This window comes from Catonella sp. (genome assembly GCF_057250765.1).
In genome coordinates, this window is sequence record NZ_DBHIEC010000029.1 from 1 (window position 1) to 20,727 (window position 20,727).

A 20,727-nucleotide genomic window follows, 5' to 3' on the forward strand; every position below is an offset into this window, starting at 1 on the left:
GACATATTTTACTTGGTGTAAATGATAAAAGAGAGATTGTTGGTGTTAGTAAAGATAGGGCAGATAAAGTGATTAAGGAATTTACTACAGCAATCAATAATCCGCAAAAGATGTATCCTCCACTTTATTTACTTCCAGAAGTCTTTGATATTGATGAGAAAAAAGTAATTTATATAAGAGTCCCTGAAGGTTATCAGGTGTGCAGGCACAATGGAAGAATTTGGGACAGGTCTTATGAAGGAGACATCAATATCACAGATCATTCAGAGCTTGTATATAAGCTATATGCAAGAAAACAAGGAAGTTATTTTGTTAATAAGATATATCCGAATATTGATATTGATTTTCTTGATGCTACTGTTATTGATAAAGCTAAGAAAATGGCTATATCCCGAAATAAAAATCATGTTTGGGGAAATATGAGTAATGAAGAACTTCTTAGGAGTGCAAATCTTATTCTGACAGATCCTGAAACAAAGCGTGAAGGTATTACACTGGCTGCCATTCTTTTATTTGGAAAAGACAACTCTATTATGTCTGTTCTTCCGCAGCACAAAACAGATGCAATATTCAGAGTTGAAAACAAGGATAGATATGACGATAGAGATGTTGTTATAACAAATCTGATTGATAGCTATGACAGACTTATAGAGTTTGGGCAGAAGCATTTGAACGATTTATTTGTTTTAGATGGAATTGTAAATGTTAATGCAAGAGATAGGATTCTTAGAGAGATAGTTTCCAATACACTGGCTCATAGAGATTTTTCAAGTGGATTTCCTGCAAAAATGATTATTGATGATGAAAAGATTACGGTTGAAAATAGTAACTTAGCTCATGGAATGGGGGCATTAGATTTACAAAAGTTTGAACCGTTTCCTAAAAATCCTACCATATCTAAAGTATTCAGAGAAATAGGTCTTGCGGATGAACTTGGCTCAGGAATGAGAAATACCTATAAGTACACACAGCTTTATTCAGGACAAAATCCGTTATTTGAAGAAGGAGATATATTTAGAACAATTATTCCTCTAAAGAAGATAGCGACGCAAAAGGTTGGGGGCGACAATGTCGCTCAAGATGTCGCTCAGGGTGTCGTTCACGATAAGATAGCCCTCGCAGAGTTTATTAAAGAAAAAGTGAGAAGCAATGATAGGATTACAAGAAAGGCTATTGCAGATGAAGCTGGAGTTAGTGTAAAGACTATCGAAAGAGCTATAAAAGAGATAGATAATCTGAATTATGTAGGTAGTGGTAATAATGGACATTGGGAACTTGATGAGTAAAAGTAAGTTGCAAAACAAAGATTTATATAAATAACTAAAACTTCTCACACCAAAATTTGGACTCGCACCCTGAAAATTCAATATTTCAACAAAAAAAATGCTTTATGCAACCTTCATAAGAGCTGTCTGCGTATATTCAGGAAGACCAAGATAAAAATCAATGATAAAACCTTCCAGCTGTTTATCTGTTACATGAAAATGCTTATGGAGACTATTGATCATTACCTCAGATTATTATGATACAAAAGTAGGAAAAAGAAAAGCCCTTACCCCTCAAGATTGAGGGGCAGGGAAGCTGATGTGCCGAAGGCGCTTTTTTATGGTAAATTCTACCTAATTCCGGTTAAATAAAAAAGGCTCCCAAAAGGGAACCTTTAATTCGAGGCGACAACCGGATTTGAACCGGTGATCAGGGTGTTGCAGACCCACGCCTTACCGCTTGGCTATGTCGCCTGATTACATAATGATGTTTTTAGCTATGCTAAAAGAAGTAATTAAATCCTAGATTCAAACCTGCCTTTGCTCATCTAATCAAGAATTTAATGTAAGCTCCCCAAGTAGGGCTCGAACCTACAACATCACGGTTAACAGCCGTGCGCTCTACCATTGAGCTATTGAGGAATCTCGACTGCCATAACAGTATAGCACTATGGCAGCTAATTTTCAAGTAGAAATTGTATTTTTTAATATTTTAGGACATATTGCAAAAACAAGTCAAGTTATCTGATAATTCCTTACGAGCGACATTTCTATGGGAATTGAATAACCATCCTTATAACAGTGCCTCCCTCAGAATGGAGCAAACTTTATGATAGTGCAATCTATGTAAGAGAGCAGCTTTTCTGATATTCAAGTTATTCCACATTTATCTGACAGGATCTCATTGTCTCAAGAGCCGCATTGTGCTTGTCAGGTGTAACCCCGGCACAGTAGGAAGAATCGACTGATATAGGTATCTCAGGGAGGTAAGCCTTGATGAGGAGTGCGTTTGACACTACGCAAATATCTGTGCAAAGCCCTACCATTTCAACGGAAATATCCTCTTTGCGAGCCATTTCAGCTACTTTTTCAGCGAGTGTTACGGAGCCGAAGGTTCCCTTTTCATATACATTTTCAGGAGGGATGAGAGAGCATATCTCAGGCCTTATGTTCCAACCTTCACTGCCACGGATGCAGTGCTCCACAGGAAGATGCCTTCCTTCAGAGGTACTTAGATAATTAGCCTCGTGGGTATCCTTTGTGGCAAATACATTCTCAGAGGGATATTCCTTTATCTTGTTAATTACATTTTGAACTATGCTCTTAGCCTCAGTGCTGCCAAGAGAGCCGTCTATAAAGTCGTTTTGCATATCGATTACGAGTAGTATTTTTCTCATAACTCCTCCTTAGTGTAGTAGGACATCCAATCAGGTGCCTACAATTCCGCATATAACCCCGGTTTTCAATTAAAGTTTGGTGTAAACATATGAATCACTGAGATTATACCACGAGCATAAATGCAGATTCAATATAAAAATGTTTAACGTAGTAATTTTCGGATTTACATGCTATAATCAGAGTGGGTTAAAAGGCATTTTAACTTTTTAAACACGTTTAGACGGAAAGGAAGCTTTGACTGAGGATGAATAAGGAAGCAAGAGAATTAAAGGATTATTACTTAACAAAAGAATTTGAAGATAAATACAATTATGAGGGAAGCCTTGGTGCCAAAGTAGATGAGAGTGGCACTGTTATAAGGCTTTGGTCTCCTATTGCTGAAAGCGTGGACCTTAGGTTATATGACAATGGAAGTACGGGAGAGGCAGAGGCCATCATACCTATGGAGCTTCGTGACAGGGGAGTATGGGAATACGCCGTAAATGAGAACCTGAGTGGGAAATACTATGACTTCGCTCTTAAGATAAAGGGAAAGACAAACATTTCCACAGACCCATATGCTAAAGCCTGTGGAGTGAATGGAAAGAGAAGTATGATAATAGACCTGAACACTACTAATCCTAATGGCTGGGGAGAGGATAAGGCTCCTGCAAAGGGGGCAGAGGACATCATTTATGAAGTCCATGTCAAAGAGTTCTCCTATGATAAAAATGCAGGATTCCCTGAAAATGTAAGAGGAAAGTACAAGGCATTTACAGTGGATAATACTACCCTAAGAAATGAGGGCAAGCTTCCTACAGGGCTTAACTACATAAAGGAGCTTGGAGTAAGCCACATCCAGCTTCTGCCTGTGTATGACTTTGCGTCTGTAGATGAAGCAGGGGATGAGGACGGCTTTAACTGGGGCTATGACCCGCTTAACTACAATGTTCCTGAAGGCTCATACGCTAGCGATGCCACTAGGGGAGAGGTGCGCATCAAGGAATTTAAGGAAATGATACAGGCTATACATAAAAAGGGGCTTAGAGTGATTATGGACGTGGTCTACAATCACACCTTTAGTCTGGATAATGCACTTCAGAACTCCATGCCTTATTACCACTACAGACTTGATGCAAAAGGTGAGCTATCAGATGGTTCTGCCTGTGGCAACGACATTGCCTCAGAAATGCCTATGACAGAGAAGTACATCATTGACTCTGTGCTTTACTGGTGCGAGGAATACCATATAGACGGCTTCCGTTTTGACTTGATGGGACTCCTCACCGTTGATTTGATGAACAAGGTGCAAAAGGCATTGGATGATACATACGGACGAGGAGAGAAGCTAATATACGGTGAGCCTTGGACAGCTGCCAAGACCTATATGGAAAAGGGAGCTAAAGGGGCAGTTAAGGACAATGTAAAGCTTTTAGACGAGAACATAGGAATATTTTCAGATGATATAAGAGACTCTATAAAGGGGCATGTCTTCTATGATGAGGTGGCAGGCTTTGTAAATGGCAACCTAAAGCAGACCGACAAGATAGAGGAGGGACTTACTTCGTTTGGCTTGTCACCAAACCACATAATCAGCTATGTATCCTGCCACGATAACCACACGCTTTGGGACAAGCTTACCATTACAACTCGGGATGAGGCTGAGAGAATAAAGCAGAACAAGCTGGCTGCGGCTATATATATGAGCTGTCAGGGAAGAGTCTTCATATACTCAGGTGAGGAGTATCTTAGAACCAAAAATGGAGAGCATAACACCTTCAATATGCCTATAGGGCTAAATAAAATGGACTGGGAGCTTACTGAGAAGAACAAAGACGTGGTGAGCTTTTATAAGGAGCTTATAGGACTACGAAAGGAAATGACAGGACTTTGTGACAAGTCGTATGCAGCAAGGGACAATATCACTACCTTTGTAAAAGAAGAGGGGCTTCTTGGTGTAAAGGTAGCAAACAAGGAGACAAGCCTGGTTAAACCTGTGTATAAAGATGCACTTATCATATTCAACGCAAACAAGGAAGAAAAGACGGTCACACTACCTGAAGGAAAATATAAATTGCTTATAAATACTGTTAAGAAAAATAATGAACGAGACGATATATTAGTATCAGATAAGATAAAAATAAACGGGATAACTGCGCTTTTTCTTGGGAAGATGTAAGGGCTGACGAATTGAAGTCTAAGAAGAGAACCGGCATAAATGCCAGTCCTAAGCCTTCAGGGAACAGGAATTACTGAGAAAGAGATAACATAGATTAGCGTATAAGCCACTGTTGATGGTAAAGGAGGACCTTATGTGGAAGAGATATAAGTATATGATACTCAGCTTCTTTTTTGTAGTGGGTATTTTTGTGGTTGGAGTGAAGCTGCCGGATTTTGTAAGTGCTACAGGGACGGATAAGACTAACCTTATTTATGATAAGGAGATGAAATTCTCTCAAGTTGGTTCTCCGATCAGCGTTCCCGGTCGTCATGAAGTCAGTATGAAAAATATTATTGACACAAAAATAGATTTCAAAATTCCATTTAAGAAAGTTGCACCTGCTACACCTGTTGATGGTATAGAGGCAGGGGATTATGTAGAATTTGAAATTGGAGATAAGATGAGGTTTGTTGGCTCCGATAGAACCGTAAATCAAATTACAAGAGAAGTATATGACAAGGATACAGCGAAAAAGCTCTGTGATGTTACGTATACGAAAGACCCTAGTACAGGCGTAATAAAGGCTAAATTTGATTTCACAAGTCTTGATCCTTCACTTGCTGTCAATCAAGGGGCAACGATACATGCCGAGCTTACCACGGAAGTAAATCCGGATTTGATAGACTACGCGAACTATCAGAATGAAAAAATAAGGCTGGATCAGAAGCTTTATAAGATAAAAGATATAGAGATAAATCTTGAAGCGGCAGGAGTAGGAGTACTTGACCGCAAAGAAGGAGTGATAAACTGGACTTACACTGTGACAGGAAGCAGTATTAATACCAACACTCCTATAAGTATTGCGGGATTTGTTACATATTTTGATCTTAATAATCCATTAAAAAACGGAGACATCTACGTACCGGGAAGTTTTAGCATCAACAACATATCGGTATCTGACACTGAATTAACTGTAGACCACTCACCTAGGGAAAAATACTCGTATGTAATCAAAGCTTCTGAGCTTGGTACTAATAAGGGAAGTGCTGTTATCAGGTATCAAAGTAGAATTAGTTATGATAAAATAGTACCGGGAGATTCAAGAAGCTATGGCTCAGGTATAGGTATTAAGACTAGAGATAATGCCTACTATGTTTCAAAAGATATCATACCACTTGATATTTGGGCTTTCGGTGATAAAGATGCCGAATTTATTAATATTGGTTCTAAAAAAGGAATAAGATGGGTAATAAGACTTAACCTTAGACCTACTAACATCGGCGATGTAGTGGTCGAAGAATTCTTTAAAAATGATACTATGGGTGGAGTATCTCAGACATTTAAGCAAGCACGCTATAAGACTAATGAATCCACAAGTTGGGATAATGCTACCGTTCTCACACCTGATATTAATGCCGGCGGACACGTGCAGGTTACTATACCTGGCGTAAGTACAACTGTCTGGGTTGCCTTTGATGTCGAGCTAGATCCTTTTTCTGATGATGACTATGCGGTTTTTGAGAATGAAGCAACGATAAAGTGGGGTTCAAGCCTGCAAAATATTGTTCATGTATCCAAAGAAACTTCGTCAGGAACAGTAGGTTTAGAGAAAACGGTTTTAAGTACTGTACGCACGAATCATCCCAAAGCAGGAACTGTTTATTATGGCGATTACGAGGCTGAATGGAACCTGTCTGTTAAAGGAGGAGTGATTAAAGGGAATGATTATTACCTTTATGATACCTTCATCTTTGATACAAGTGTACAAGCTGATAGATCAAACATCAAAACAGCTAATGGTTTTACTGTAAGGGAATACGGTACTCATACAGTGTCACCCACCCTTACAGGTGGCATAAACTTTGAAAAGGTAATGCCTATAAATGAGGAGAATAGGCACCAGAGACTTGTTGACCCTGCTAACCCTTTGACAGGTGCCACAGCGGGTATGACGAGTAAGGTATATGAAATTCTAAAAGGCACCAAGGTTGTTGGCCATCTGCTAGAGATTAATCTAAAGCCGGGGGAAGATAACAAAGCGGTAGTGAAGTCAAGGATAACGGATATTGATACTGTATTTGATGGAAATAATGCATATGGTTATAACTATATGGTTCTTACAAGGGGTACAAACCTTGTGCAGGAACAAAAAACCTGGTACAAGTTCAAACCAAGACTCATCAGGAAGCAGACGCTTTCAAGAGATGTAGCTCAAAACTTCCTGGAAGACTTCAATCTTCAACCTGTCAAAACTGATGCAAGAAATAATTCGGGTGGTCAGGGTAACGATACTGATAAAGTAGGATACGATATCAAAACAAAGTCCATAGTGTATATGATATGCGTAAATGCCTCCGGAATAAATGATGAATATGGTGATTTAGGTAAGTTCATAGTTGAAGATGAACTAGACTCCAAATTTAAGTTCGTACCAATGATCAAAGGAGCCAATCCTGCAGATGATAAATATTTCCTTGTATATAGAGGAAATCCTTTAGCAGAACGTGGTTCAGATACCCCTAATGCTACAGTAATTCCAGACGGAAATCCTTTGTCGCAGGCAGAATTAAATAACAATTAGATCGATGCATTTCCGGTTGATACCGGAGATAAAAGAACAGGATATAAGTTTACCTTTGATAAAATAAAGGGGCCTTATGTTATATTCTTAAAGGCTGAAATGGTTGACAAGACCAAGGGCAATGTATTTTTCAATTCGCTACAACATATCGACAATAATGCTGCTATAAGTTTAGAAGGAACCTCATATAAGTTTAACTCTAAAGTCACTACCTGGGTTAATGATGCCTTCTTAACTAAGAACACCCTAAATAATCCACAAGCTGATGGAACTCCACCATATACAAAATATGGATACAATTTTGGAATTGATGAGGCTGTTACCTGGACGGTGGGGTATATACCATATAAGAAGTTTGATGCTAATGACAATACGCCTGTCACAATAGTAGATACTTTGGATGATAAATCTTCTATAAGGAAGGTAAAAGGAAGCGATAAACTTCTGTTTGAGAAAGGTAACTACAGGATATTTAAAGCCAAGAGTTATATAACTTCGAACAATGATGTAGATTACATAGAGGAGGAGGAAATAACAACAGGACTTGATAAGATATTTGTCTATGATACTAATACAGGAAAACTAAAGATTAATATTCCTGATAAAAACCAGACATATCTTATAAAATACATTACCGATTTTACTTCTAGTGCCAGCCCGTCTGACAGTTCTAATAACACTGCAGAACTGTATTATGGAACAGTAAATTATACTGATATAAAGCCCAAAAAGACGAGTGTAAACATTGGACCTGCATCATCGGCCATTGCTTATGGTTCTGTTTTTGATAACAAATATAGGAGACTGTACATCAGAAAAACAAATGCCGGTGGTACTGTATTACAAGGAGCCCAGTTTAATTTAAAGAAGGTTACAGAAGGTAATGCTCCTGTTACTTATAACAGGAGTGAGACAACGGATACAAATGGACTTGCAAAGTTTGAAGGACTGACAAGGGGAGAATACATACTTACCGAGGTAACTCCTCCTAGTGGTTATGCTGATGATGAACTGACCTGCAAAATCAAGGTTGAAGAGCTTGAGGTTGGTTTTAGGGCATCACTTGTTGGAGACTACGGAGACCAGGTAAAGCTTGTGGACAACGACCTTACTGTAATAAACTATCCTGCGTCCTTTGAAACAATCAATATATTAAAGACTGATATCAATGGCAACAAGCTTTCAGGAGCTAAGTTCAGACTTAAGAAAACTGTTCTTGGAAGTACTGACGGAGTTGACAAGGGACTTGCGACAACTGATGGAAACGGTGAAGCCAAGTTTGAGAACCTAAAGGTAGGGTACTATACTCTTAAAGAAGAAACCGCACCAGCAGGCTTTACAGCTGATGAAGAAGCATATAAGATTAAGATAGTCAGAGATGGAGCAAATCTTAGGACGGCACTTGATGGAGACTATGGAGATCGGGCTAAGTTTGAAAATAACAAGCTAAAAGTAATCAACTATCGTAACCCTTCTATTGAGCTAAAAATAACAAAGACTAATGCAAAGGGTGATAAGCTAAAGGATGCTAAGTTTAAACTTGTAAAGGATGCTGTGGGAACTATTCCCGAAGAGGAAAAGGGTACAGAAACAACAGATGTAGATGGCAAAGCAAGCTTTGAAAGCCTAAAAGAAGGAGATTATACACTTACTGAGGAGGCTGCGCCTGAAGGCTACAGATTAAGCGATACAGCATTTAAGATTAAGATAACCAGACAGGGAGAAGATCTTAATATGGTACTGATTGGAGTCTATGAAGGTAAGGCAAAGCTTGAAGCTAACAAGCTTACAGTAATAAATCTTCCTGCAGAGAAGCCTGTTCCACCCGGTGGCGGTGGAGGCGAAAACCCTAATCCTGCTCCTCCTCAAACTCCAAATACCGAAGAGCCAAAGCCGGCTCCAAAGGGAGATGAGGAGCCTAAGAAGCCTGACAAGCCTGAGAATCCTAAAAAGGATAAGCCATCAGACAAGGGTGACAAGGATAAGCCATCAGACCCTGATGAGCCTAGTCCGAATAAGGATAAGCCTTCGGTACCTACCTATCCTTTAGATAACACGCCAGACCCTAATCTTCCGGACAGCCCAAAGGAGATAGATGTCATTCATCGTGATGGTACTCCTATAGGAAGATTCATAAAGAGAGACAGGGAAGATGGCAAAAAGGAATATGTGCTTAAGAGAGATGGAACGCCTCTAACCATATTTAAGAAAGTTAAGAAGGCAGAACTTCCAAAGACAGGTGGTGTGGATAATATCTATTACTATCTGTTTGGTGCCGGATTTGCCCTTGTATCAGGAATGATATCAGGGATTATGGCAAGAAGACGCTACGCAGTGCGAAAGAGAACTAACAATAAGTAATTAAATGAATATCCCATCCGGATGTGCAGATAATGCATATACTGGGTGGGATTTTTTCGGGTTGCGTATTATTTAGATTTAGCTTATAATGATGAAAAATACGAATTACATCGTTTGATAGGGGCTTTACTGTCAGACAGATTAAGAGAAAATGAGAAACTGGATATCATAGAAAAGGAATACAAGATTCCTCTTAGCAACGATTTTAGAAAGCAATTTGGTAATATGTCAAGAGGCATTTTGAAAAGATTTTTAGATAAAAGGGTAACTTTAACAAACCTATGTACACCATAGAAATGGAGAACATAAGTTCAATATTCTCTATTGATTACCTACTCCTTTCCAGAGAGTAGAGTTGGCTTTTGTCCAGCAGTCCAAAAAGCATACGTAAAAATTTACGGGATGTCAACGCGAGTGCTCTTTTGTGCTGATGCGTAGTAGTCTCAGCAAACTTTTTGTCATAAAAATCCTTATATTCCGGACAGTTATTGATAACACTTCCGGTAGCTTCTATGACATAGTAACGCAGGTAACGGTTTCCGGCTTTGCTCATTTTAGTATCTTCTGCACGGAAGTTGCCTGACTGGTTTTCCTTCCAGACGATGCCGCAATATTTAGCGAGTGCACCGTTGCCGGTAAAAGCTTTGATAGTGCCTATTTCAGCAAGTATACCGGCTGCATATACATGACCTATGCCCGGGATTGATTTCAGTACCTGATACTCGACAGGGTTTAGTCCCTGCACGGTATGTTCAATCGCCTTTTCAATTGCCTTGAGCTCTTTCTCAAAAGCTCTGATGCAATTAAAAGAACTGCTGATAGACAACGTAATCGGTTTAGCAACGACTTTGTCCAGACGGTATGAACCATTAGCGGCGGCCTTTAAAATCTTTGCAGTTTCTTCCGGATCAGTAATGCGTCCACGGCTTTTGGATTCAATGAGTTCGACCAGTTCTTCAATAGAAGCCTCTATGATATCATCATTGGTTACGTATTGTTCCAAGATGGCTTCTGCGGTTGCACCATATTTGTTGCTGAACGGATGGTCTTCCTTTTTCAGCATGGCAAACTCACTGAATTTGAGGAAGATGTTGTTAAGCACATAGGTCTTCTCACGTGCAATGCATTCAGCGATGTGCAAACGGTGTCTTGTAAGCCTTTGAAGAGCCAGATACTGGGCTCCGCGCCACGGCTTTATATTGATACGTCCGACTCTTGCAAAGTCGGCTATGACAAAGGAATCAATGCCATCATTCTTGTCGAGAGCATTGAATGATTCTTTGTACTTGGCAACTTCTTTCGGATTGAGACAGTATACCTCTGTCCCAAATGGTGCCAACAAATCACTGGCAGAAAGATAATTGGCAATATGTATACCGTAAAATCCGGTGGACTCAAGCCCGATGATTACATGGTTGAACTCATGGTGGGCTGAAAGAACGTCCACAAGAAGGGATTCAAGAGTCTCTGCACCTTCTTTGGCATTAGGTACGGGCTTCATGCGGATAAAAAAATCCTGGTTGAAATCAATGGCAGAAACAACATTTGTACGGGATCCTATATCAATCCCAACAAACAGCGTTGACAGGTAATCGGTTTTCTTCATGGTTAATCACCTCCTCTCATCATAGAATGGGCGTGAAATAGAGGACATGGCTTATCCCAAACCAATACACCAGTCTAAACCTCGCGTTATGAGCATTGTCCGGTAGAAACGTCCTGCTGGAGACTTTTAGAACCGGAATGCAGCATTTGTGTAATAGATCGCAGTGTATCGTCCGGGCTTCAAGCTTTCTTAGCAGTAGCATAAGCTCTGCAGGAGGTGTACAGAAGTGACCACAGCCTGGATTCACTAAGGAACCATTATAGCATTTGGGATGTCATGTCGCAATGTAACTGTAAACCGTATAGATGAGAAGTGGACTGCCAGCACTTGGTGGAGGAGAATCCTCCGGACAGATAAGAATGTCCACACATCTATACTCAAAAAGAAAAGTTTGTAACCTGATTTTTCTTGGCTACAAACTTATTATACGAGGAAGTGGATACTATGTGTAACTTAAGCCAGGGAATAGTGTATAGGGTAACAGCAGAAGTAACAGCGGAAGTAACAGCGGAAGTAACAGCAAAGGTAACAGCAGAAGTAACAGCAAAGAATTTGATTGACTTTATTATGAATATGTACAAAAATAAATTCTCATTAGATCAAATCTCTGTTGTTACAAAAAAGAGTATCGATGAAGTGAAAAAAATTATTGCGGAGCAAGAGATGGTTTTAGTATAGAGCTAATAAAGGAAGTGGATACTATGTGTAACTTAAGCCAGGGAATAGTGGATAGGGCAGAAGAGAGAATGTTAATTGATTTTGTAATGAATATGTATAAAAATAAATTTTCATTAGAACAAATTTCACTTGCAACGAAAAATAGTATCGATGAAGTGAAAAAAATTATTGAGGAGCAAGAGGCGGTTTTAGTATAGAAATACAAGCAAATAGAACTAAACGTAACGTAAGAGTCTGGAAACTACAAATTTCCGGACTCTTATTTTATAGACCTGAATGTCATAAGAATTTTCTGCTTTTGACACAAACTTACCACATATAGCAATTACCTACAAAAAAGATATGCATTGCGCCAGGTATTTTCTACTTGCATATTATGCCTCAAGCATACTAAAATAAGCTGATGAATTGCTAATCACAAACACAGTCAAAGGAGACAGAATATGTGGAAGAAACAAAGGAAAGGACTGCTTAGCTTTTTGCTTATAACAGGAATCCTGTTGTCAGGATTTAGCACTCCAAGCTATGTTAAGGCAGATGGCGGCAACGACAAGACAGACTTAGTAAAGAATGAAACTACCACGCGTGTAGAGTTCAGACAGGATGGTAAAGTCCTTAGTAATGAAAGCACAGATAAAATCGACATGTCAAAGGATATTCAGGTTGACATCGCATTTGATGCAGTGCTTAATACTGAAAAGTCTGAAAATGAACGAATTGCAAAGGGTGATTACATTGTGTTTGATTTGGGAGACAAGTTAAAGTTTGCTTCTCCTAATGAAGCACTTAATGAGTTAACAATGCCTGTACTTGACACAGCTACCAAGCTTAAAATAGCTGATGTTATCTACACAAGAGATCCAGGTACAGGTAATATAAAGGCAAAGTTTGACTTTACAAACATTGATGCCAAACTTCTTACCAAAGAAGGCGGTAGGGTACAGTCTACTTTGTTAATCAAGCCTGACCCTGAAAAGATTACCTATGACAGCTCCAATGTAGCCACAGTAAGGCTGTTTAATAAGACTTATGAAATAGGTAAACTTGATACTGAGGTTGTATTAACCAAAACAGGCGTACTTGATGCTAAAAACAGCAAGATAGACTGGACTATTTCAGCCGAAAGATATGTAAAAGGCACCAATCCTAAGCAGTATCTTAGCTTAGAGGGATATACACTTACTGACAACCTCTTTAATGATATTGTGGATGAGTACATAGATGGAAGCCTTAAGATAAACAATAAAGCAATAACCCCTGAGGTAACCACAGCTGCGGACAATGCAAACAAAAAGAGCATTAGCTACAAGATTAAGGCAGAAGATCTAAGCGCAGCAAACAAAGGGACTGCAACCTTTACTCTTAGCTCAAGGGTAGAGTTTGATGGCTTTCCTAACGGTGCAAAAGAAAAGACATACACTAATTCTGCTTCATTAACCAAGGATGGTGAATCTTACACGGCGTCAGCATCTGTAGATGTTAAGAAGTTTGGGCAGAAGACAGCTGTTAAGACAGATAATAACAACAAGATTGTATGGAGAATCTTAATCAATGAACCAAAGTATAATCTTGGTACTGTTACCATAAAGGATGAGCTTTCATCAGATACCCTTTCAAGAAAAGAGCAGACATTTAGCAGGGCATATTTTTACAGATTAAAAGCCGATGGAAGCAGGGGAGATGAGACTAATGCCGCTTACACCAATGATGGCAAGACCTATACATTTACTATTCCTGATGTAAAGGAAGTGGTTGAACTCATCGTAGAATCTAATATTGACAATGACATCTACGGAGGCAATTTCAGCAATGATGCCTTTGTATACTGGAACAATGAGAGCAAATACAAGGTAAAGCTTCATGAAGACCTTTATACCAACTCCAATGGAGTTGATAATGGCGAAATCACCAAGGAAGCTGACTACAAGGTGCTTGATACAGCTAAGTCAGACTTTAGGGACAAGCCTGATGATGAGAATAAGAAAAGAGTGGGCTATGAGCCTGTTTGGACAGTAAAGTTTAACAAGAGCAAGCTTACAGGAACAGATGCTTACTATGTATATGACACATTCATCTTTGATACAGATGTGGAAGTAGGCAGAAATGCCATGACTCCTGCAAATGGATTCTCTATAAGAAAGCACGGAGATACAGCTCCTGCAACACTTGCAAGTGGAATAGAGTTCTCCAAGATTTTACCTAACAGAAACAGACACCAGAAGCTCTTAAATGCTGACACTCCGCTAATATATAATTCACCGGGTCTTACAGGCAGCGTATATGATGTATATAAGAATAATAAGCTGGTTGGACACATTCTTGAGCTTAAGCTTGTTGCCGGTGCGGACAATGAGGCTAAGTTTCAGTCAAGAATAATGGATAGAAACGTACTTCTTAACAATGAGTACGGCGGTATAACTGATGGTGCATTTAACTCAGTGGTTCTTACTAAGAACGGCCAGGCTGTTGAAGAGAAGAGTGCAGGATACAGATACAATGCTAAGATGATTGAGAAGCATATGCTTTCAAAGACAGCGGCAAAGAGCTTCTTGTCAAACTTTAATGCAGAGGCAGTAAACAGCGATGTATTCGATGACAATACAGCAATGGCAAAGGACAACAGAGAAAGCGCTTATGATAAAGAATCAAAATCCATAGTATACAGAATCAGCGTAAATGCTGAAGATATTAAGGATGTACAGGGCGAGATTGGTAAGTTCTTTGTAAATGACAATCTTGAAGCGGGCTTTAAGTTTGCGCCTATCATTGAAGATAAGACAAATCCTGCAAACAACAAATATTTCCTCATATATAAGGGAACTCCTGCTACAGATGTTACCAGATTTGATGCAACTGTAAAGGCTACAGGTTCATATCTTAAAGATGATGAGCTTACAGCCAATAACATAACAGCAGAATTTAGCGGAAGTGCAGATGACAAGACATCAGCTAAGTTTACATTTAACAACCTAAATGGTCCTTACGTTATATTTGTAAAGGCCGAGATGGCAGACAAGACCGCGGATAGCCCATTCTTCAACAAATTAAGCACAACCGGCAATACCGTAGAGATGGGTATTGAAAACTTTGGTGACAGGCTTTACCGTGTCGTAAAGGCTGATGTTGATGAAACTGTGCTTAAGAAAGAGCTTGACACTACTGGTGGTGATGAGAAGGGTTACATCAAGTGGAATCTTTCTTACAAGCCTTATAAGACATACGAGGCTGGTGACGAGACAAAGATACAGATAGAAGACAAGCTTACAGGTAACATCGCATTCAGAAAAGAGCAGGGAACTGACAAGCTTGTATTTGATGGAGATAACTACAAGATTTGGAAGGGAAGATTTGACGACAAAGGCAATTTCACAGATGCTGTGGAGATTACAGAAGGGCTTGACAAGATATTCACATATAACCAGACAGAAGGAAAGCTCATTGTCAATATTCCTGACAAGAATACCTCTTACAAGATTTCTTATATTACGGACTACACTGATAGTACCAGAGTAGGTGATGCCGTCGGCAATGAAGCTGCACTCATCGAGAACTCTGTAAGAAAGGGTGATAGCAGGACTGTAACTCATACAGTGACAGCTGTTGCATCAGGTACAATCAATGATAAAAAGTATGACCGTCTTGAGGTAGTAAAGACAAATACAAGTGGAGATAAGCTATCAGGTGCAGGTTTTAGACTTAAGAGACTTGCAGAGGCAGGAATGACTGAAAAGGATATGGGTCTTAAGACTACTGCCACAGAAGGCTCTATAAGATTTGAAGAGCTTACAGCAGGAAATTATACCTTGACTGAAGAGGTTGTACCTACAGGATATGTAAATAATAATCTTGCAATAAGCCTAAAGGTAACCAAGCTTGAAAGCGGATTTAAGGCCCAATTAGTTGGAGATTATACAGGTATTGCAAAGATAGAGCAGAATGTGCTTACTATCGTAAATAAGAAGCCTGGCGAAGATACTCCTGTTAATCCGCCAAGCCCTGTAATACCTCCGGTTCCTGTTAATCCGACTGTACCGGTATATCCACCAAGTCCTGAGAATCCGGTAACACCGGTAAATCCACCAAGTCCTGAGAACCCAACCAATCCTGTGAATCCACCAAGTCCTGAGGATCCGGGCAAGCCAAGTAACCCTGGCAAGACTGTGGATGTCGACAAGGATAAGACTCCTAAGGGCGATAACCCTGCAGATGGTGGCAAGAAGACACCTACAAAGCCTGGCAACAAGCCTAACAAGGATAATGGCATCAAGGTTATTGATGACAGGACTCCACAGGGAGATAACAAGCAGAGACTTCCTAGAACAGGCGGTACTAACACAGGCCTGTACTATGGTGCAGGAGCAGGCCTATTGCTGTTAGCGGGTTTTGCGGTTATTAGAAGCAAAAAGAAAGAGCAGTAATTAGAATAAAGGACTAGATATTTGGACATATACCCCCACTCCTTATGCCAAAGAGGCATGAGAGGGTGGGGGTTTTGTATTTACAAATGGAGATGGACATATCAGAATAAATATACTACAATGTGATTATTAGATGAAGAGTAACTCGCTGTTATAAAGTATGATGATAGGGACAGTAATGCTAATTTACTTGAGTAAGGTAAAATAAAACTAAATGTTGTTGTAGGAGGTTATCATGTATAAGGGATTTAAAATGAAACTGTATCCGGGGATGGAAAAGGAGTATGAAGACCGCCATAGCAAGCTATGGGATGAAATGAAGGAAATGATACACGAATATGGAGGAAAGAATTACACCATATTTCTTGATAATGAAACCTTAACCTTGTTTGGATATATTGAAATTGAGGATGAAGAAAAGTGGAAGAAGGGTGCAGATACTGAGATTAATCGTAAATGGTGGCATTACATGGCTGATATAATGGAAACGAACGAAGATGAGAGTCCGGTTTGCGTAGATTTGAAACCGGTATTTCACTTAGATTAAAAGGAATTTTCTGTCAAATAAATGGGCAGCAGGTTCAACTGCTACCCGTAAACTTGAATAATATTTGGTAGAATTATTTTACCAGATATTTCAAATAGCCATAGCCCTTCTCATCCATCTCCTCATAAGGAATAAATTCAAGGGAAGCACCGTTTATACAGTATCTCTGACCGCCCGTTTCCTTAGGACCATCGTTAAATACATGTCCCAGATGAGCATCACCGCTCCTACTCCTTACTTCTGTTCTATGCATAAAATGGCTGTTATCCTCGAAGTACTTGACTACATCCTTAGATATAGGCTTTGAAAAACTTGGCCAGCCACAGCCTGATTCGAACTTGTCAGTAGAAGAGAAGAGGGGTTCTTTTGTTGTTATGTCTACATAGATGCCACGCTTAAAATTGCTGTGATATTCATTTGAAAATGCCCTTTCAGTGGCGCTATTCTGTGTCACATCATATTGAATCTCAGTAAGATTTTTCTTTAATTCTTCATCTGACGGTTTGATGTATCTTGAAGAGTCTATTACAGGCTCCTCGTCCTTATCAAGTGGCTTATCGGCAAGCGAGAGGTCTATGTGACAGTATCCACCCGGATTCTTCTCGAGATAATCCTGATGATATTCTTCCGCATCATAAAACTGCTTGAGAGGTTCTACTTCTATGGCTATAGGCTTATCGTGCTTTGTCTGCTCTTTTGCCAGTATATTCTCTATAATAGCTTTATCTGCTTCATCAGTATAATAAATCCCGGTTCTATACTGTGTGCCAACATCATTTCCCTGCTTATTTACGCTGACAGGATTTACCACTCTTAAGTAATGAGCCAGTATATCCTCAAGACTTATAATGTCAGGATTGTAAACCACTTTTACTGTTTCTGCGTGTCCGCTGGTCTTAAGGTCGTAGTAGGACGGATTTTCTGTCTTTCCGTTGGCATATCCGCTTACAGCGTCTTCAACACCGTTTAACTTCTGCATATAGGCTTCAAGCCCCCAGAAACAGCCACCTGCAAGGTGGATAACCTTTACCTTTGTTTCGTCGTAGTTTTTCATCTTATCCCTTCCTTTCTCTGAGCTTTCCATATCATCTTCCGGTATCCCCGCCTGCAAAACCCTGCCATTATTTGAGAGATTAAAAGCCAGATATAATAATGCTGCGATGAGAAAAATAGGTATGACCCACAGTATTTTATGCTTGCGCATATTCTCCTCCTTTTGGAATTCACTAATATCTTCTCCCAAAGAAGAATGACATAACAGCAATTACAACTACTGCGCCAAAGACAGACGGGATGATTGCCATGTCTGCAAGGCGAGGTCCCCAACTTCCTAAAAGTGCCTGTCCAACTGCAGAACCTATAAGACCTGCAAGTATATTTTTAATCCAACCCATGGAACGGTCCTTATTGGTAATAAGGCTTCCAAGCCATCCGATTAATGCACCAACTAACAATGACCAAATCATAATTTTACCTCCAATATAATCTAATTTTAATGATACAGTGTCAAAAGTACACCCGCATCATTTAATACTAAAGTGAAATCTTCATAACTTATTTGAAATGAATGTTACCATTAGTATATCTACCACATATTAAAACACTACTACAAAGCAAAATCAACCCCTTGATTAAGTATCCTTTCATTTAGTATATATTCACTCCTTAATTCTTTATTCATTTAATATATTATGATATAATGGTGTTAAAAATTATATTTTGAAAGATAAATTAAGGGGGAAATATGGTTGAAATTAGTGCAAAGAGCGTATTTAGAGGAATAGCAATTGGACGCATCAAATATCTTGATAAGGAAGAAAATGTTGTTGTGCGAGTGACAACTAAAGATACAGAGGGAGAAATCGCCAGATACGAAACCGCAAGAGAAAAGGCTATAGACCAGCTTGGCAAGCTTTATGAAAAGGCAGTTACAAAAGTCGGCGAGGAAAATGCAGAAATTTTCAATGTGCATGTCATGATGCTCGAGGACGAAGATTATGAAGACTCAGTTAAAAACATTATAAGAACTCAGTCTGTAAATGCTGAATATGCGGTAGCTGCTACAGGTGATAACTTTGCCAACATGTTTGCAAGCATGGAGGACGAATATTTTAGGGCAAGAAGTGCCGATGTAAAGGACATTTCCGAGAGATTAATCCGCATTCTAAACGGCAAGGAAGAGGAGACGAATTTAGATGAGCCTGTAATCCTTATGGCTGAAGACCTTACCCCATCTGAAACGGTACAGCTAGACAAGTCCATGCTCCTTTCTTTTGTTACAAGGCATGGAAGTGCTAACTCACATACAGCCATACTAGCAAGGACTATGGCCATTCCTGCCCTTGTTCAGGCTGATATAGCCAAAGAATACGATGGCTTGATGGGAATTGTAGATGGATATGAAGGAAAACTCATAGTTGATCCGGAAATATCTGTGTATGAGGCTTATCAAAAGAAAAAGACAGAAGAAGATGATAAGAAGCAGCTTCTTCAGCAATTAAAGGGAAAAGAAAATATAACAAAATCAGGGAAGAAGATTAACTTATATGCTAATATTGGTAATCCGAGTGACCTTGCTAAGGTGCTCGAAAATGATGCAGGTGGAATAGGACTGTTTCGCTCTGAATTCTTGTATTTGGAAAGCGATAACTTCCCAAGCGAGGAGCAGCAGTTTGAAGCTTATAAAAAGGTACTTGAGACCATGGGCAGTAAAAAGGTAATTATTCGTACTCTGGACATTGGCGCTGACAAACAGGTAGGGTATTTTAATCTGGATAAAGAGGAAAATCCTGCTCTTGGATACCGTGCAATCAGAATATGTCTTACAAGACCTGAAATCTTTAGGACACAGCTTCGTGCCCTCTATAGGGCAAGTGCCTTTGGCAATCTCTCAATTATGTATCCTATGGTAATATCCCTACAGGAAGTAAGGGAAATCAAGGAAATATCAAAGTCTGTGAGAGAAGAGCTGGTGGCTGACGGAATCAGAATAGGAGAGGTAGAAGAAGGTATAATGATTGAAACTCCTGCGGCTGCCATTATGTCTGAGGAATTGGCAAAAGAGGTGGACTTCTTCAGTATAGGTACAAATGACTTGACTCAGTACACCTTGGCTATCGACCGTCAGAATGAAAAGCTGGATAGATTTTACGACCCTCATCACCCTGCCATTCTTCACCTTATTCAAATGGTTTGCGAAAATGCTCATAAGGCAGGTATTTGGGCAGGAATCTGTGGTGAACTTGGAGCTGATACTACGCTTACAGAGCAGTTCTTGGAGATGGGAGTAGATGAACTCTCCGTATCTCCGGGCTATGTACTGCAGGTGCGCAAAGCGATTCGTGATTTGGATTAAAGATATATCGGCAGTTTTAAAAATTTCTTTAATAAATTTTAAAAAAGTTGTTGACAAATATGTCAGAATTGTGGTAAGATACTATCCGTTGCCCCACGGAAGACCACTTGTTAAAAACTGTAGAAATATAGTAAATAAGCGGTTTACGAGGCAAAGAACCTTGATAACTAAATAGTGAGACAATCTTGAAAATTCAAACGAACGCAGGACATTAAATTCTTAATGAATACAAGTCGAAGACGAAGTATGAATTTAGAATTTAAGTCGTTCTTTCGAAGCGAAGCGAGAAAGAACATCCTTTAAAAAACAGTAAAAAAATTATTGACTTTAGCCGGTCGATAACGGAATAAGCAAGAGATGATAAATGTCAGCTTGTTC

The 20,727-nt window shown here is 39.5% G+C and carries 13 protein-coding genes and 2 tRNA genes; 9 read left to right on the plus strand and 6 right to left on the minus strand.

What is annotated here, in order from left to right:
- A partial coding sequence (locus ACO6HM_RS11690; RefSeq protein WP_485391210.1) for an RNA-binding domain-containing protein occupies window positions 1-1,286 on the plus strand: 1,286 nt, incomplete at its 5' end.
- A 382-nt stretch (window positions 1,287-1,668) separates the two neighbouring features.
- Here ACO6HM_RS11690 and ACO6HM_RS11695 read toward each other — a convergent pair.
- The 3 genes from ACO6HM_RS11695 to ACO6HM_RS11705 all read right to left on the minus strand — a co-directional run bounded on the left by ACO6HM_RS11695 (window position 1,669) and on the right by ACO6HM_RS11705 (window position 2,662).
- Window positions 1,669-1,739 (minus strand) — tRNA-Cys (locus tag ACO6HM_RS11695).
- A gap of 96 nt (window positions 1,740-1,835) precedes the next feature.
- Window positions 1,836-1,907: transfer RNA gene (locus ACO6HM_RS11700), tRNA-Asn, on the minus strand.
- Between the two features lie 233 nt (window positions 1,908-2,140).
- A complete protein-coding gene (locus ACO6HM_RS11705; RefSeq protein ID WP_485391211.1) occupies window positions 2,141-2,662 on the minus strand; it encodes a cysteine hydrolase family protein in 522 nt (173 codons plus the stop codon).
- 245 nt (window positions 2,663-2,907) lie between these two features.
- Between ACO6HM_RS11705 and pulA the strand changes: the two genes are divergently transcribed.
- The 3 genes from pulA (at window position 2,908) to ACO6HM_RS11720 (ending at window position 9,745) form a co-directional block, all read left to right on the plus strand.
- Entirely contained in the window at window positions 2,908-4,821 is a 1,914-nt protein-coding gene (pulA, locus tag ACO6HM_RS11710) for a type I pullulanase (protein WP_485391212.1), read from the plus strand.
- A gap of 133 nt (window positions 4,822-4,954) precedes the next feature.
- The gene (locus ACO6HM_RS11715; RefSeq protein ID WP_485391213.1) at window positions 4,955-7,384 is read left to right on the plus strand and encodes a hypothetical protein; all 2,430 of its coding nucleotides are present in this window, start codon (window positions 4,955-4,957) and stop codon (window positions 7,382-7,384) included.
- Window positions 7,385-7,483: 99 nt separating this feature from the next.
- Window positions 7,484-9,745 carry an MSCRAMM family protein gene (locus ACO6HM_RS11720; RefSeq protein ID WP_485391214.1) on the plus strand — a complete coding sequence of 754 codons (2,262 nt, stop codon included), beginning with the start codon at window positions 7,484-7,486 and terminating at the stop codon, window positions 9,743-9,745.
- 328 nt (window positions 9,746-10,073) lie between these two features.
- On the opposite strand, the gene ACO6HM_RS11725 is transcribed toward ACO6HM_RS11720, so the two are convergent.
- Window positions 10,074-11,351 (minus strand): IS110 family RNA-guided transposase, encoded by a 1,278-nt coding sequence (locus ACO6HM_RS11725; RefSeq protein WP_485391215.1) that lies wholly within the window; start codon window positions 11,349-11,351, stop codon window positions 10,074-10,076.
- A gap of 444 nt (window positions 11,352-11,795) precedes the next feature.
- Here ACO6HM_RS11725 and ACO6HM_RS11730 point away from each other — a divergent pair, with 444 nt between their 5' ends.
- The 4 genes from ACO6HM_RS11730 to rhaM all read left to right on the plus strand — a co-directional run bounded on the left by ACO6HM_RS11730 (window position 11,796) and on the right by rhaM (window position 16,994).
- The gene (locus ACO6HM_RS11730; protein ID WP_485391216.1) at window positions 11,796-12,029 is read left to right on the plus strand and encodes a hypothetical protein; all 234 of its coding nucleotides are present in this window, start codon (window positions 11,796-11,798) and stop codon (window positions 12,027-12,029) included.
- Window positions 12,030-12,052: 23 nt separating this feature from the next.
- Window positions 12,053-12,226, plus strand: a complete 174-nt coding sequence (locus ACO6HM_RS11735) for a hypothetical protein (protein WP_485391217.1) — start codon at window positions 12,053-12,055, stop codon at window positions 12,224-12,226.
- A gap of 246 nt (window positions 12,227-12,472) precedes the next feature.
- Complete coding sequence (locus tag ACO6HM_RS11740) at window positions 12,473-16,447, plus strand: prealbumin-like fold domain-containing protein (protein WP_485391218.1); 3,975 nt, start codon at window positions 12,473-12,475, stop codon at window positions 16,445-16,447.
- Between the two features lie 235 nt (window positions 16,448-16,682).
- Window positions 16,683-16,994: an L-rhamnose mutarotase gene (gene rhaM / locus ACO6HM_RS11745; protein ID WP_485391219.1), complete on the plus strand. Its 312-nt coding sequence runs from the start codon at window positions 16,683-16,685 to the stop codon at window positions 16,992-16,994.
- A 73-nt stretch (window positions 16,995-17,067) separates the two neighbouring features.
- Here rhaM and msrAB read toward each other — a convergent pair whose 3' ends face one another.
- Complete coding sequence (gene msrAB, locus ACO6HM_RS11750; protein WP_485391220.1) at window positions 17,068-18,198, minus strand: bifunctional peptide-methionine (S)-S-oxide reductase MsrA/peptide-methionine (R)-S-oxide reductase MsrB; 1,131 nt, start codon at window positions 18,196-18,198, stop codon at window positions 17,068-17,070.
- A 22-nt stretch (window positions 18,199-18,220) separates the two neighbouring features.
- Entirely contained in the window at window positions 18,221-18,460 is a 240-nt protein-coding gene (locus ACO6HM_RS11755) for a GlsB/YeaQ/YmgE family stress response membrane protein (RefSeq protein WP_485391221.1), read from the minus strand.
- A 278-nt stretch (window positions 18,461-18,738) separates the two neighbouring features.
- Here ACO6HM_RS11755 and ptsP point away from each other — a divergent pair, with 278 nt between their 5' ends.
- Window positions 18,739-20,349 carry a phosphoenolpyruvate--protein phosphotransferase gene (gene ptsP / locus ACO6HM_RS11760; protein WP_485391222.1) on the plus strand — a complete coding sequence of 537 codons (1,611 nt, stop codon included), beginning with the start codon at window positions 18,739-18,741 and terminating at the stop codon, window positions 20,347-20,349.
- Window positions 20,350-20,727 lie beyond the last annotated feature (378 nt).